This window comes from Vibrio sp. OPT24, from assembly GCF_015163545.1.
Lineage (GTDB): Bacteria > Pseudomonadota > Gammaproteobacteria > Enterobacterales > Vibrionaceae > Vibrio > Vibrio cyclitrophicus.
The window spans coordinates 1263942-1278073 of the sequence record NZ_JADDYI010000053.1; the positions used below are offsets into that span (position 1 = coordinate 1263942).

13 protein-coding genes are annotated in these 14132 nt (G+C 43.7%); 7 read left to right on the plus strand and 6 right to left on the minus strand.

Translation table 11 applies throughout. The annotated features are described in order from the left end of the window. Window positions 1-43: 43 nt before the first annotated feature. On the plus strand, window positions 44-1057 hold the full coding sequence (locus IQO02_RS19240) for a LacI family DNA-binding transcriptional regulator (protein ID WP_010432657.1): 1014 nt from the start codon (window positions 44-46) through the stop codon (window positions 1055-1057). Window positions 1058-1257: 200 nt separating this feature from the next. On the opposite strand, the gene IQO02_RS19245 is transcribed toward IQO02_RS19240, so the two are convergent. Beyond that, complete coding sequence (locus tag IQO02_RS19245; RefSeq protein WP_016785499.1) at window positions 1258-2886, minus strand: ABC transporter ATP-binding protein; 1629 nt, start codon at window positions 2884-2886, stop codon at window positions 1258-1260. A 12-nt stretch (window positions 2887-2898) separates the two neighbouring features. Beyond that, window positions 2899-3393 (minus strand): hypothetical protein, encoded by a 495-nt coding sequence (locus IQO02_RS19250; RefSeq protein WP_016766943.1) that lies wholly within the window; start codon window positions 3391-3393, stop codon window positions 2899-2901. 240 nt (window positions 3394-3633) lie between these two features. Between IQO02_RS19250 and IQO02_RS19255 the strand changes: the two genes are divergently transcribed. Further along, window positions 3634-5994: a Lon protease family protein gene (locus tag IQO02_RS19255; protein WP_010432664.1), complete on the plus strand. Its 2361-nt coding sequence runs from the start codon at window positions 3634-3636 to the stop codon at window positions 5992-5994. A gap of 180 nt (window positions 5995-6174) precedes the next feature. Here IQO02_RS19255 and IQO02_RS19260 read toward each other — a convergent pair whose 3' ends face one another. Then, window positions 6175-6921, minus strand: a complete 747-nt coding sequence (locus tag IQO02_RS19260; RefSeq protein WP_010432668.1) for a flagellar brake protein — start codon at window positions 6919-6921, stop codon at window positions 6175-6177. Window positions 6922-7193: 272 nt separating this feature from the next. Between IQO02_RS19260 and IQO02_RS19265 the strand changes: the two genes are divergently transcribed. Genes IQO02_RS19265 through IQO02_RS19275 form a run of 3 tightly spaced genes read left to right on the plus strand, consistent with a single transcriptional unit; the run spans window position 7194 to window position 9819 of the window. Continuing rightward, a complete protein-coding gene (locus tag IQO02_RS19265) occupies window positions 7194-7478 on the plus strand; it encodes a GNAT family N-acetyltransferase (RefSeq protein WP_016766944.1) in 285 nt (94 codons plus the stop codon). Then, window positions 7479-8648, plus strand: coding sequence for a phosphotransferase (locus IQO02_RS19270; protein ID WP_016797775.1), 1170 nt, complete (start codon window positions 7479-7481; stop codon window positions 8646-8648). Beyond that, entirely contained in the window at window positions 8638-9819 is a 1182-nt protein-coding gene (locus IQO02_RS19275) for an MFS transporter (RefSeq protein ID WP_010432674.1), read from the plus strand. Before IQO02_RS19270 ends, IQO02_RS19275 begins: the two co-directional genes overlap by 11 nt. 108 nt (window positions 9820-9927) lie before the next feature. Here IQO02_RS19275 and IQO02_RS19280 read toward each other — a convergent pair whose 3' ends face one another. Both IQO02_RS19280 and IQO02_RS19285 read right to left on the minus strand, forming a co-directional pair. Then, on the minus strand, window positions 9928-10842 hold the full coding sequence (locus tag IQO02_RS19280) for a DMT family transporter (protein WP_016766946.1): 915 nt from the start codon (window positions 10840-10842) through the stop codon (window positions 9928-9930). Between the two features lie 333 nt (window positions 10843-11175). After that, window positions 11176-12069 (minus strand): DMT family transporter, encoded by an 894-nt coding sequence (locus IQO02_RS19285; protein ID WP_016790082.1) that lies wholly within the window; start codon window positions 12067-12069, stop codon window positions 11176-11178. 124 nt (window positions 12070-12193) lie between these two features. On the opposite strand from IQO02_RS19285, the gene IQO02_RS19290 reads away from it, so the two are divergent. Next, the gene (locus tag IQO02_RS19290) at window positions 12194-12676 is read left to right on the plus strand and encodes a MarR family winged helix-turn-helix transcriptional regulator (RefSeq protein WP_010432677.1); all 483 of its coding nucleotides are present in this window, start codon (window positions 12194-12196) and stop codon (window positions 12674-12676) included. A gap of 364 nt (window positions 12677-13040) precedes the next feature. Next, window positions 13041-13478, plus strand: a complete 438-nt coding sequence (locus IQO02_RS19295; protein ID WP_010432679.1) for a DoxX family protein — start codon at window positions 13041-13043, stop codon at window positions 13476-13478. Window positions 13479-13613: 135 nt separating this feature from the next. Here the strand turns inward: IQO02_RS19295 and IQO02_RS19300 are convergent, their stop codons facing one another. After that, on the minus strand, window positions 13614-14054 hold the full coding sequence (locus tag IQO02_RS19300) for a GlcG/HbpS family heme-binding protein (RefSeq protein WP_008220964.1): 441 nt from the start codon (window positions 14052-14054) through the stop codon (window positions 13614-13616). Window positions 14055-14132: the final 78 nt, after the last annotated feature.

Genomic DNA, 14132 nt, shown 5'->3' on the forward strand with positions numbered 1-14132 from the left:
GGAGCTATAGGCTTCCCATGTGTCACCTGATTAGGGTATCGAGATGCGTACAAAAACAAAAAAAACCACCGTATACGATGTAGCGAGACTGGCAGGGGTATCTCCCAGTACGGTTTCTCGTTTTCTTAATCGAACGACTTATGTGTCGGATGATAAGAGTCAGAACATAGAACAAGCGATCAAAGACACGGGTTATAAACCTAACTTTCAAATGCAAGAGAACATCAACCGTCGCTCACTGACGATTGGTGTATTAGTTCAACACCCTGATAGCCCCTACACCAGTCGCATTCTCAATGACATGGAGAAAACTCTGATTGCTCAAGGTTACTCTTTGGTGATTGCGACAGGACATTGGCAGAAAAAACTGGAATTACATGCGCTGGAGTATCTGGCGAAAAGTAATGTTGATGGCATGATCATCGTGACCGGCAGTGTGACTAAAGAAGATATTGCTAAATACGCTCAAGACATCCCGGTCGTGGCGGTGGGGTATGACATTGTTGATGATAATATTCGTACGATTAACATTGATAATGTGCTGGGAGGTTATATGGCCACTTTGCATCTTCTCCAGCAAGGGCATGTAAATATCGCTCATATCAAAGGGCTTTCTAGTCAGCCTGATTCTGGAAATCGCTTTGAAGGCTATAAAAAAGCACTTCAAGAGGCTGGCATAAAAGTGATGCCCAAATTGGTTAAGCAGGGTGATTTTAGTAGTGAGTCTGGGTATGAGAAAACCGTCGAACTGATCGAGTCTAAGATTCATTTTTCAGCTCTGTTTGCAGCAAATGATCAAACGGCTTATGGCGCGATTAAGGCGCTGCATGATCATGGTTATAAAGTGCCAGAAGATGTATCAGTGATTGGGTTTGATGACTTACCAACCTCCAAGTATTTCACACCAGCGCTAACCACCTTGAGACAGCCGATTGAAGAGATTGGAGAGGTGTGTGCTCAGTCGATTTTGAATCTATTATCTGGTGAGAGGCATGAGGCTCGATTGCCACCGATTGATTTGATTGTGAGAGAGTCGACCAAGTCTTTGTATCGTTAGTATGCCATGAAGTGATTTGATGCCAGGGAATGACACTTCGAGATGAATTATTTCCCTTCAGAAACGAAAAATGTCGCATCCATGCGACATTTTTCTTTTGGCGGCCAAACCAGTTTTGCTATATCCATTCTAGATTGCAATCCATTAGATGCTTTTTCAGAATGTAGTTATAAGACGCTGTTAATGTTGATTAGTTCCCTTTACGCTGCATTTTTTTTAGATTTATTTTCTAAATCGAATGACGCAGCGATGAGTTTTTTGGTGTAGTTATTTTTCGGGTTGTTGAAAATATCTTCCGCAGAGCCTTCTTCCATCACTTCCCCTTTCTGCATCACCAAAACACGATCCGACAGTGCTTTCACTATCGAGAGATCATGGCTGATGAAAAGGAAGCCGATGTTGTGCTTTGCTTGAATGTCTTTCAACAGGTCGATTACTGTGAGTTGTACCGAGCGATCGAGTGCTGAAGTCGGCTCATCAAGTAAAATGAAAGAGGGTTCAAGAATAAGTGCACGAGCAATCGCGATACGTTGTCTTTGTCCGCCAGAGAACTCATGCGGATAACGGTTAATTGAATTGGGTTCTAGACGCACTTCAATCAGCGCTTTGCGTGCTCGTTCCAATCGTTCTTTCTTAGAGAGTTGAGGTTGATGCACCGTTAAGCCTTCGGTGATAATTTCTCCAACTGTCATGCGTGGTGACAAAGAACCATAAGGGTCTTGGAACACCATCTGTACATCTTTCTTGAGCTTATGACGTTCTCTGTCGGTTAATAAACTGACATCTTGGCCTTTATAAACAATGCGTCCGGTACTTGGTAGTAAACCGATTAACGCTCGTCCCAGTGTTGACTTGCCTGAGCCAGATTCACCCACAATGCCTAACGTTTCACCTTGTTTAAGGGTCAATGAGATGCCTTTTACAGCTTCGAAGTACTGACTCTTACTTTTGATAAAGTGCGATTTAACCAAGAATTGGACCCGTATGTCTTCAGCGTTTAACAATTCTTGGGCTGATTCATGGACAGGAATCTTAGCGCCTTTCGGAATCGAGTTAATCAGCATACGTGTGTAATCGTGTTTAGGGTTTTCGAACAAGGCTTGAGTGATCCCTTCTTCGACGAGTTCACCTTTACACATCACGAGTACGCGATCAGCAAAGTGTTTCACTACACCAAGGTCATGGGTGATGAACAAAATCGCCATGCCCATCTTGCTTTGAATCTCTTTGATTAAAGAGAGCACTTCCGCCTGAACTGTTACATCTAATGCTGTGGTTGGTTCATCAGCAATCAGAATGTCAGGTTCATTAATCAGTGCCATCGCGATCATGATGCGCTGTAACTGACCGCCCGAAAATTCATGCGGGTATTTGCTGTAAGCCTGCTCTGGCATAGGTAAGTGAACAAGCTCAAACAGCTCGAGCACTCGTTGTTTTGCCTCTGACTTTGATACCTTACGATGACACATAATGGCTTCAGCCACTTGCGTTCCCACTCGCAGGTATGGATTCAGTGATGTCATTGGCTCTTGGAATATCATGCCAATTCTGTCGCCGCGAATTGACTGCATTTCACGCTCGGTCTTTTCAAGTATCGACTGGCCCTCAAATTCTATTGCAGATTGAGCGTCAATAATCGCGTTATCAGGAAGCAAGCGCATAAGCGCGTTGGAAGACACAGATTTACCAGAACCTGATTCACCTACAATGGCCAAGGTTTCACTGGAATTAAGAGTAAAGTTAACCTTTTTAACCGCATCAATGATTCCATCATTGGTTGTGAAACTAACGGAAAGGTTATTAACTTTGAGAATGGCCCGGTCCGACATGATATATCCTTATCAATTTAAGACATTAGGTGAAGATTGAACTTCTGACGTTGTTTTAAGTTGCCCAAAATGATGATGAGCACGTTGAATTTGTTCTAGTTCCAGCATCCAATGCGAACTGCGCTGAGCACTACAAAAAGCGATCAGGTGATTGAGTAAATCTTCACTCTGTTTTTCTAATAATCCAAAGGTACGTTGAATCAGCTCAGTGCTTTCAAGCGAGATAAATTGCATCAGTGCGTACGACTGATTCAATGTATCGAAGGCTTGCTGCTGTTGACCTAGACGATTGAGAATCTCTGATTGAGCAACACTTGCGTCTCTAAGCCCTGCAAGTAAACAAGCAAACTGGCAAGGTTTAATGTCGCTTTGATACGCAGCATCTTGGATGTGATGAGGAAGAGAAATAAGAACATCACCATACAGGCGCTGTGCTTCTGGCCAGTGACCTTGTTCCATTAACTGTTCAGCTTTTAGGTAGTGCATCCAGCATCGTTCAATTTCCATATCCACATCCTCAATTTATAGTATTTTAAAATGTTAATGATATTTATTATCAATTGCAAATTAAAATCATTTGCATGTTAAGTTGATGAATAAAATAACCCCTGGTTCGTAAAAATGACTCAAATTGTGTGTTATTTGTTCGGTTGAACAGCGATGCAGCGTAAGTCACTAAATTTAGAGGAAATTACATCTACACTGATTTTATCTACACCCAAGTAATGAAGGACTAAGGAGGCGGCGATGGCGATGCAAAGACTCAATACAGAACAGCTGTATCAGGTAGCAGATCTAGACAAACTACCATGTAAGTCGACCAAAGAACTGGCTCCAATTGACGAGATCGTCGGGCAAGAACGCGCTCAAAAGGCCGTTGAGTTCGCGATGTCAATCAAGGAAAAGGGTTACAACATTTATGCGATAGGGCGAAATGGTCTTGGTAAACGTACCATGATCTTGCGCTATCTAAACCGACATCCTCAAGAAGTGCAGGAGCTTTTTGATTGGTGTTATATCGCTAACTTTGAAGATATTCGTACACCGAAGGTACTTAAGTTACCGAGTGGCGTGGGCAGCAGCTTAAAGCAAGATATTGAGAAGTTGATGCGTAAACTGCTCAAAGCAATGCCTCTTGCATTCGATAATGAGATGTACTTTAGCCGCGCCGATAGGCTCAAAAATCAATTGGCTGCTAAACAACAAGCGGCATTAGAAGCCATTAGCCAAGAGGCAAAAGACAAAGGGATCAACCTGACGATTACAACACAGGGTGATTATCAGTTTGTCGCAATGAATGGTGATGAGCTTCATACTGAGGAGAGCTTCGATCTACTTTCACCGGAAGAACAAGACGAATTTGATAAAACCATCGATATTTTAGAGGTTGGGTTAAGAACCATTTCTCGTGAATTGACGGAGCTTGAAGAGACGTATACAGAGAAAATCCAAAAGCTCAATGATGATACCGCAAGAGATGTGATCACTCACTTCATCAAGCAGTTGAAGAAGGATTACAGTCAATATCCTGATATCAAAAAATACCTCACAGCACTGCGTAAAGACATCGTCGACAACGCTGACATTTTCTTAGAAGAGAGCACGGAGCAAGCTGAGGTTGCGACGGCTTCGTTGGATAAGAAAATGCCGCGTCGCTACAAGGTTAACGTCATTGTTAGCCAGAAAGAGCAATCTCTACCGATTGTTGTTGAAGAAAATCCTAACTATCACTCTCTGTTTGGTTATGTAGAAACGGCGACGTTTAAGGGTACTGTATTTACTGACTTTTCATTGATTCGCGCAGGTAGCTTACACCGAGCGAATGGCGGCGTACTGCTAATGGATGCGGTGAAGGTACTTGAGCAGCCGTACGTTTGGGAAGGTTTGAAGCGAGCGCTACGCTCACGTCAATTGAGCTTCACTTCGTTAGAAAAAGAGGTGACGTTAACGGGAGCGGTATCGCTAGATCCTGAACCTATCCCGCTGGACGTTAAGATCATCCTGTTTGGTGATTATCGTACTTACCAACTGCTGCAGCACTACGATGCGGAGTTCGGTGAATTGTTCCGTGTGACGGCTGATTTTGAAGATGAGATGAAGCGTACTGCGGATTCTGAAATGCATTACGCGCGCTTTATTTCGAGCATCGTGCACGACAACAACATGCTTCATTGTGACCGCAAAGCAATTGCTCGCATCATTGAGCACAGCTCCCGCCAGGCTGGCGATCAAGGTAAGTTATCGTTGCATTCGGCGCATATTGCGAACCTACTTCGAGAGTCGAACTACGTTGCTAGAGGTGCGAAATCGAACCTGATTCGGGCTTCACACGTTGACCAAGCATTGTCTAACCAGCAGATGCGTGTTGGCCGATTGCAAGACAGCGTAATGGAAACTTTCACTAACGGTACAACACTTATTCATGTTGATGGTCAAGCAGTTGGGCAAGTGAATGCACTTTCTGTACTGAGCACAACCGATCATATGTTTGGCGCCCCTAACCGAATCACGGCAACGACGGCCTATGGTGACGGTGAGGTGATTGATATTGAAAGAAATGTAGATCTCGGCGGCAGCATTCACTCGAAAGGCGTGATGATCTTGTCGGCCTACCTTTCTTCTGTATTTGGTAAGACAGCGAAAGTCCCACTCACCACTAATATCACCTTCGAGCAATCATATGGTGGTGTCGATGGTGACAGTGCGAGTATGGCTGAGTTCTGTGCGGTGGTTTCAGCGTTTTCTAAGCAGCCAAACCGTCAAGATATCGCAATTACGGGCTCTATGAACCAGTTTGGTGAGTCTCAGCCAATTGGTGGTGTGAACGAGAAGATAGAAGGCTTCTTTGATGTGTGTGAAATCAAAGGGCGCTCAAACGAACAAGGGGTGATCATCCCACGCTCGAATGTTCATAACCTGATGCTGCGTAGCGACATCGTAAAAGCAGTTGAAAAGGGCGAGTTTAATATCTGGGCGATTGATCATGTAACAGAAGCGATTGAGTTGTTTACAGGCAAAGCCGCAGGTGAGGCAAGTGATGAGGGGAGTTATCCAATTGATACTATCTTTGGTATCGCTCAAGCTAAACTGAACGCATTGCGTAAATAGCTGAATACTTAGTTAGTTTATGACTAGATAAACAGACAAACAAAAAAATAACAGCCAAAACGCAAAAGCCATCGACTCTAGGGTCGATGGCTTTTTGTTTGGTGCGAATTAGAACGCTAGTGATCGGATTTATTCGGCCTGCTGTCTTAAATAACGATATGGTCTTGGTATCAAACTAGGTTACGCGTTTCGTAAGCAGAGCTTGGTGCCATCGAACTTCAATTTTGCCAACAAGTGTTTAGCGTTAGCTCGACCAATATCATCAAATTCCACACCGTATCGAGCGTAGTGCGTCGATTTTTGCAGATTACAGATGACACCCCTCAATGGTGGAATCAGTGGGCCATTGTAGTTTTCAGGTGTAATCTCGATAGACACTCGGTCGGCAATTTGAATCGCACGAGAGGTTGGTGAGGTAACAAAGCGACAACCACTTTTTGATAAGTCTCTTATCTCACAATTTGCTCGTTGGTCGTTGAAAATAATTCTTGAAGCTAAGTTCACTTCGTAGCGTGTTTCTTTACGCAGTTGAGTCACTTGCATCGTACTTGGCGTTGAGAGTACAAGAATAGGGAAGGGTTCACCAACCTTATGGTGGATTTGGCTTCTAAAGTGGATAAGCGCGCCTTCACCTCGCAAAGAGTAAGCACGAGCCGTCATCCAAAAACCTTCTTGAAAGAAAAAATTCAGGTCTTCGTTGGATACCTCGGGAACCTCAACCACAATACAGTTATCACTGTGCGTTCCGATAAATTTGGTGGTGGCGAGAAACTTAGTGCCAACCGGAGTCGAGACATTTAATGTCAGTTCACTGCCGTGCTCAATCATGGCCAGTGCATCGGTGCTGTTTATCGTAGAAACGGTGCGGTTACGAGGGTCTTGAAGTGCCTGATTATGCTCCAAAGGCTTCTTCAGTGGTGCGTTCATTATATGTTCTCCATGCGCCAACATGCGTCTGTTAGATATTGATGACTTGCTAACAAGGGGTAATTACGTGCTAGATTTAGTAGGTGTACTTACATCGATTTATAGAGTGTCTTTTCTTTGGATGGATTTTATATTAACCCAGAGAATTGAAATTATTTACTTTGTTTGTAAGTACTTAGTTTTATTTATATGCACTTGCGTTAGTCTATTACATGGAACTCATACTTCAAACTTTAATTGTTTGTCGTATCAATTATTTGTAGGAGTTGAGAATGAAGGCAATAAAATGGGTTCAAGATGAGAACCAGATCACAGTTGAACTCGAACCAAACCAATTTGCAGTCGTTAAGTACCACAAACAAGGGGATGTGCTTCATATCACCTCGACTCGTATCCCTGATGAACTGCAAGGCAAGGGCTTTGGTAAGGTGATGATGGAATCTATTTTACCTGAAATAGAACAGGCAGGTTTTAAGATCGTTCCAGTGTGCAGTTATGTTGTTCACTACATGCATAGGCAGAAACAATGGTCGCATCTTTTAGCGTCTGAGGCATAAATGGTACTTATGTCTCAATCAATTGTGCCAAAACCAAAGTCATCAAAACAACTTAGCCAAACTGAAGCCGATTCGAGCCAATCGGTTCCCGTACTTTATCAGAAAATTGCCAACTCGCTCGGATGCAATGAAGTCGTTGATATACAAGTTATTCAACGCTTGTGGGGCGGTTACGGCGAGTTAGTTCGCTTGGTCTTTGTTAAAAATAACAGTGCTTCGATGAACAGCGTCATCGTTAAGCATGTCGTATTGCCAGACAAAGCCGAACACCCCAAGGGGTGGAACACCAAATTATCTCATCAGCGAAAGGTGCACTCTTACCAAGTTGAGACGAAATGGTATCAATCGTTCACCCAACAGTGGGACGAACGTTGCCCTATACCTACAGGGTTGCACTGTGAACTAGAAGAGAATGAGTGGCTAATTGTGATGCAAGACTTAGCGGATATAGGCTTTCCGTTAACTTCTCAGTTTGATGTGTTTGCTGCTTTTGATGTTGTGGAGACCGAAGATACTCAGTCTGAACGAGCTTCTGGTTATACACTAGAAGAACATAAACAACGCGATGCTTGCCTAAAATGGCTCGCTAACTTTCACGCAAAGCACATCAATGTAGATCAAGAACAATCAGCCTCATTGTGGCAAGTCGGCACATATTGGCATTTAGACACACGTCCTGATGAGTTAAACACTTTGACTGATTTACCCTTGAAGAACCAAGCCAAGCACATCGACCATTTACTCAAAAAGTGTCCGTATCCAACCTTGGTACATGGAGACGCCAAGCTTGCCAATTTCTGTTTTGATTCAGAAATCCAAAACGCAGCTGCCGTCGATTTCCAATATGTGGGTCACGGTTGTGCGATGAAAGATGTCGCTTTGTTCATGAGTAGTGCGGTGAGGCCGCAAGACTGCGCTGAACTTGAGTCACAGGTACTGGATATTTACTTCCGACACTTGAAAGAGGCATTGGCGTACTATCAGCCACAGCTTTCGTTCTATGAAGTCGAATCCGCTTGGCGACCAATGTTCTATGTCGCATGGGCCGACTTCCAACGTTTCGTAAAAGGCTGGAGCCCAGAGCATTGGAAGATTAACCCGTATACTGAGCAGTTGACCTTACGAGTGCTTACTCAATTAGACGAACAGGAGTCCGTCAATGTTCGATAGAACTGCGAGCTGGAAAACGCCGCAAAACTTTTTATTACTGATTTCGATTGTTGTTCCTATCGCGTTTTCGAGCTGGATGGCACTGCTTAATAACTTCGTGATTGAAAAAGCGAACTTTGATGGTGCGGATATTGGTTTATTGCAAAGTGTTCGTGAAATACCTGGTTTCTTAGCGTTTACCGTAGTGTTTGTGCTGGCCTTCATACGTGAACAACGCTTTATGTTGATATCGCTAGCGATGCTCACTGTAGGCACCGCGATTACGGGTCTGTTCCCTTCACTCACTGGTCTGTTGCTGACTACGATTTTGATGTCGACGGGCTTCCACTATTTTGAAACGCTGAAGCAGTCTTTGTCACTACAATGGTTGAGTAAAGAAGAAGCACCAGAGATGTTAGGTAAGATGATCTCCGTTGGCGCGTTGGCATCTTTAATCACTTATGGCTCTATTTGGGTGATGTTAGAGCAACTCAAACTCGACTTTGCTTGGGTGTATGGCATCACTGGCGGAATTGGTTTTGTTTTAGTTTTGGTGATGACCTTTGGTTTCCCTGAATTTCAGACTAAGACCCAACAAAATAAGAAACTGGTATTGAGAAAGCGTTACTGGCTCTACTACGCACTAACGTTTATGAGTGGTGCAAGAAGACAAATCTTCACCGTGTTTGCAGGCTTTCTGATGGTAGAGAAATTCGGTTACTCGGCAGCTGACATAACGCTATTGTTCTTAATCAACTACCTATTTAACTTCTTGTTCGCAAAACGTATTGGTCGATTTATTGGTGTGGTGGGTGAGCGTAAGGCGCTGATTTTCGAGTATGTCGGTTTGATTGGTGTATTTGTCGGTTATGGCTTAGTGCAAAACGCAGAGTGGGCGGCAGCACTTTACGTGGTCGATCATTTGTTCTTTGCATTGGCACTAGCGATCAAAACTTACTTTCAGAAAATTGCAGATCCGGCTGACATGGCATCAACCGCTGGTGTCTCTTTCACCATCAATCATATTGCAGCGGTCGTTATTCCAGTGGTGTTTGGTGTGATTTGGTTGTCTTCTCCTGCAACGGTTTTCTATATTGGTGCAGTGATGGCCGTGGTTTCTCTAGCGCTATCTTTAAACATTCCGAAGAAACCTGAAGAGGGCAACGAAGTGCGAATGTTTAGCTGGCGCTAATGTTGGTCTCGATATTATGAAATAAGCAAAAAGCTCCAATAGTGATATTGGAGCTTTTTGTTTATGTGGGATATGTATATCTAATCCGCAAAATAGGTTTCACGCGGATCAGTTTCTTACGGTTTTTAATTCGGTACGCAGCTTGAAAATTCCCTTTGGTGCCTTGGTGAGTAAAATGCCGCAAAGCAGGGGGATCATCATAAACAATGATTGTTCAGACAGAACTTCACCGTTGACGTAACAAGATATTAGCAGCGCTACTACCGGGAAAATCAAAAAGCAGATAGACGCTTGGAAAGGGGTCGAAACCTGTCCTAATTTGAAGTAAGCCACAATGCCGCCAACACTCGCGAAAAAGCCTAAGTAAACCACGGCTGAGATTGAATCCCCAGTGAAGGATTCAACATTCACGTTTTCACCTACAGCTGAAACAGCGAATAAGAATAAAGCAGCAATCAGGCTCGGTACGGCGTTGTAGGTCAGTACTTCAATACCTTTGCAGTGCTTTTGAACCAGCACATACATAACTGCGTGAATCGCAACAGCAAGGCCTAAGCAAACCGTGCCAATTAGGTAGTCATCGCCACCCATCTGCATTTCGTTGCCAAGGATTAAACATAGGCTCACAACAGCAGTAATCAAACCGAATATCTGGTGCTTCGCCAGTCGTAGACTTAAGAATAAGCCAGACATCAGCATCACAACCACAGGCATGTTGGCGAAGATGATCGACGCTAAACCTGAAGAGATGTATTGCTCGCCATAGATCATCAACGTAAACGGAATCGCGAAATACATCAGCGCAACAATAAGCAGCCATTGGCGCTTACCTTTAGGGAACAGCAGTGGTTGGTTGAAGACTTTCGCTAATACCGCAAGCAGAGGTGCTGCAAGTAAAAAGCGTAACGCAGTAGCAAAAATAGGTGGGATAGAATGCAATGCTACTTCCATAGCGAACCAAGTGGTTCCCCAAATTAAGCAAACAGAGACAAAAAGCAAGATAGTTAGAGACTTCGAATTCATGGTGACTACTCATTAATAATTATTTTAAATCATAAGCTTGTGGCGCCTTAATGACGTGGCACAGTATAAGTAGGTCGTCGGAGAAATTTTTTGTCTTTTTATCTCTAATTGAAATGAAATATAGAAATTAAATCTCTAATGTAATCTTTTTTAATAATTTATTTTCACAAAGGCAGGGTGAGTTAAAGTTATTGTTCTTTTTGAGGGGTTAATTTACTTCAAGGAATGATCAACTCGGCGAGTATGGCTGCTGGATTATTGTTTTTAGCGTAGCAGCAAAAAGCGCGCCCACAATGAGGCGCGTTCTTGATCAATACGTTTAAGAGACAGTGTCTACTGCGTAACAGGCTTAACTTGTTTGGACTGTCTTACTGCCAGAATAAGTTGCGGTAGCAGTGACATCACGATCATGCCTGTCATCAGTGAATACTGTACTGGAGTAAAGGATTCACCCATCAACACCATCCCCGTAACGATGCCAGCCACTGGGTTAGCGATGCCACCGAAGGTGAAATCAACCACAGACATACGTTGTAGTAACCATACATACATGCCGTAACCAAGCGCAGTATTTAGCCCAATTACCCACAATAGACCCATTGCATTGCGAGAATCGAAATGAGTGACAGCATTAACATAAGGTTGCGGGTCGATGAACGCATGAACGCCAGACGCGACAGACAAAATCGCACCGCCTAGAATCAGCTGCCACGTTAATACCTTCCACCAGTGCATGCGATTACCCAGTGATTTGGTAATACTGCTGCCGATGACAATACACATGATTGCGGCGAACATGGCACCTAAACCGATTGGATTCAAAGCGATTTGGCTTGGGTTAAACAGTATCCACGCTAAGGTGATCAAGCCAATACCAGACAGGGCTTGAATCAAATGCGGGCGCTGCTTTTTCACTACCCAATGGAAGAGCATCGCGAACACAGGCACAGAGATCATACCCACGCCAGAAATCGCTGAAGGCAGCGTTAGTGCCATCACGAAGATCAGGCCAAAGAAGGTCGCAATATTGATAAGACCCAATGTGAAAATGATCTGCCACTCGCCGTTTTTAGGCAGTGTCGGCTTTACTGCTAGCAATAACAAACCAGCAGGTAACGCACGCAGAGCACCTAATAATAATGGTGGCCACTCCTGTAGCGTAAATTGCGTCACTGCATAGGTTGTTCCCCAAAAGAACGCGGGGATCATTGCTAATAATATGTTCATTTAAAATATCTTTACGTTAAGATAACTATTGTGTGAACTGTATACTGAGAACTAGTGGTTGTAAAGTATCTTTATGTTAAACTAGTTTGAAGTAAACAAGACTAATCACGGAGCTAGATTGCAAATGGATGCTATCGACCGCGTTGTAGAGCAATGGGCAAAGGAAAAGCCCGAATTAGAAACTGAGCCTATGGCAATGATGGGCCGGATTATGCGTATTGCCAAGTATATGGAGACGCAAGTTGCCGAGCTTCATAAAAAATACGACATGAAGCTGGGTGAGTTTGATGTGCTGGCGACGTTGCGACGTTCTGGAAAGCCTTACCGACTGACTCCGTCAGAATTGATCGGCTCGATGATGCTGACATCAGGCGCGATGACCAATCGCCTTGATAAGCTAGAAGCGAAAGGGCTGATCAGTCGTGAGCACAGTAAAGAAGACAGACGCAGCGTGAGTGTTCAGTTAACAAAAGATGGTCTTATTCTTATTGACCAAATGATGACTGAGCATGTTGAAACGCAGAAGAAGCTTGTGAAATCTCTGTCTGCGAGCCAGAAGAAAAATACTAACCAGCTGCTGAAAACATGGTTGAGTGCTTACGAGTAATTGACTGGCTGGAGCGGCTTGCTGAATTTATTGAACTGAGCTAACTTAATCTGATTTGAAAACCGAAGTGATGAGCTTCGGTTTTTTTGTGTTTGTTAAATGGGTTTACATCTCTGACTCGTTTAGATGGCTTAGGTTGAGCCGAGGCTCTCCAGCACTTCTCTAGCTTTTTTAAAGCAAGTGTTTTAATGAATTTAAGGCAATGGTAACCGCATTGAGGTTGTTCAATCTTCGGATTTAGTCAGTAATTTGCATGTGAGCATGTCTACTAAAATTTCAAACAAGTTGTTCTATTTTTCTCGTTATCATCTTAATGCTAAGTCGAATAACCTATCGGCAATGAAACTTATCAAGGCTTAGAACTATGAACACTAGATTGAACGACACACTAACTTTTTTCGCTCGTATTTTATTGGCTTACTTGTTTATTCAAGCGGGTTGGGGAAAGCTATTTAGCTATGAAGGAACCGCGGGATATATGGCATCTCAAGGAGTTAGTGCTCACTTGTTGCCTTTGGTTATCTTGCTTGAACTCGGTGGCGGGCTTGCAATTTTAGCTGGATTTATGACTCGCTTTACAGCGTTCTCGATTGCATTTTTTTCTTTAGTCTCTGGTGTTATGTTTCACTTCGACCCAAGTTCGTCGGGTCAAATGATTCACTTCTACAAAAATGTCTCTGTTGCTGGTGGGTATCTGGCGTTAGCGGTACTTGGCGCGGGATCGTTTAGTGTTGATTACTGGCTGTCTAACAAGCTAAAGCAAGATACCAAATGGACGCGCTTAATGGTTCTTGTTCGTTAGTGCTCTTTGTCTAATCACACGTTATTCGTTATTCGTTAGTGTTGTTGGCGCAACTTATGAATCAAAAAACCGAAGCCTAATCGCTTCGGTTTTTTTGTTCCTGTCTAAGAATTTCAAGTACAGAGAGTTAGCGAGTTAAGCTTGCAGCATCTCATCACTGAACAGTTCTGCGCAGCCAATACCATTAATGGCGCAGCTTTCATCAATGTCTGAAATGTCACCGCTCACGCCGATAGCACCCAATACCGTTTTATCCTTGTCTCGAATCAGTAGCCCCCCTGGTACTGGCACCATGTTTCCGTGTGCCAGCACGTTTACGGCGGAGATGAATGCTGGTCGGTTGTCAGCATCTTGGGCGAGTTTTCTAGAGGAACAACCCAGTGCGAGTGCCCCCCACGCTTTAGCGATCGCGATGTCTGGTCGCATCATGCTAGAGCCGTCTTGACGTTGCAGAGAAATCAGCTTGCCACCGCTGTCTAAGACGGCGACCGTCAAAGGTTCTGTGTGGATCTTGTTTCCTGCTTTTAAGGTGCCATCGATGATGGTTAACGCTTGTTGTAGAGTCAAACTTCCCATGTTATCTCCTAGTTTTTCAAGGGGCATACGTACCAAGCTCAGCCAACCAATCATTACTCTTGTTTGTGAATATCATTG

Bases quoted from the DNA above. Each gene is read 5' to 3' on its own strand.
- IQO02_RS19290 (WP_010432677.1), top strand. From the start codon at position 12,194: ATGGATGCTATCGACCGCGTTGTAGAGCAATGGGCAAAGGAAAAGCCC.
- IQO02_RS19295 (WP_010432679.1), top strand. From the start codon at position 13,041: ATGAACACTAGATTGAACGACACACTAACTTTTTTCGCTCGTATTTTA.
- IQO02_RS19265 (WP_016766944.1), top strand. From the start codon at position 7,194: ATGAAGGCAATAAAATGGGTTCAAGATGAGAACCAGATCACAGTTGAA.
- IQO02_RS19245 (WP_016785499.1), bottom strand. From the start codon at position 2,886: ATGTCGGACCGGGCCATTCTCAAAGTTAATAACCTTTCCGTTAGTTTC.
- IQO02_RS19255 (WP_010432664.1), top strand. From the start codon at position 3,634: ATGGCGATGCAAAGACTCAATACAGAACAGCTGTATCAGGTAGCAGAT.
- IQO02_RS19260 (WP_010432668.1), bottom strand. From the start codon at position 6,921: ATGAACGCACCACTGAAGAAGCCTTTGGAGCATAATCAGGCACTTCAA.
- IQO02_RS19250 (WP_016766943.1), bottom strand. From the start codon at position 3,393: ATGGAAATTGAACGATGCTGGATGCACTACCTAAAAGCTGAACAGTTA.
- IQO02_RS19280 (WP_016766946.1), bottom strand. From the start codon at position 10,842: ATGAATTCGAAGTCTCTAACTATCTTGCTTTTTGTCTCTGTTTGCTTA.
- IQO02_RS19240 (WP_010432657.1), top strand. From the start codon at position 44: ATGCGTACAAAAACAAAAAAAACCACCGTATACGATGTAGCGAGACTG.
- IQO02_RS19285 (WP_016790082.1), bottom strand. From the start codon at position 12,069: ATGAACATATTATTAGCAATGATCCCCGCGTTCTTTTGGGGAACAACC.
- IQO02_RS19275 (WP_010432674.1), top strand. From the start codon at position 8,638: ATGTTCGATAGAACTGCGAGCTGGAAAACGCCGCAAAACTTTTTATTA.
- IQO02_RS19270 (WP_016797775.1), top strand. From the start codon at position 7,479: ATGGTACTTATGTCTCAATCAATTGTGCCAAAACCAAAGTCATCAAAA.
- IQO02_RS19300 (WP_008220964.1), bottom strand. From the start codon at position 14,054: ATGGGAAGTTTGACTCTACAACAAGCGTTAACCATCATCGATGGCACC.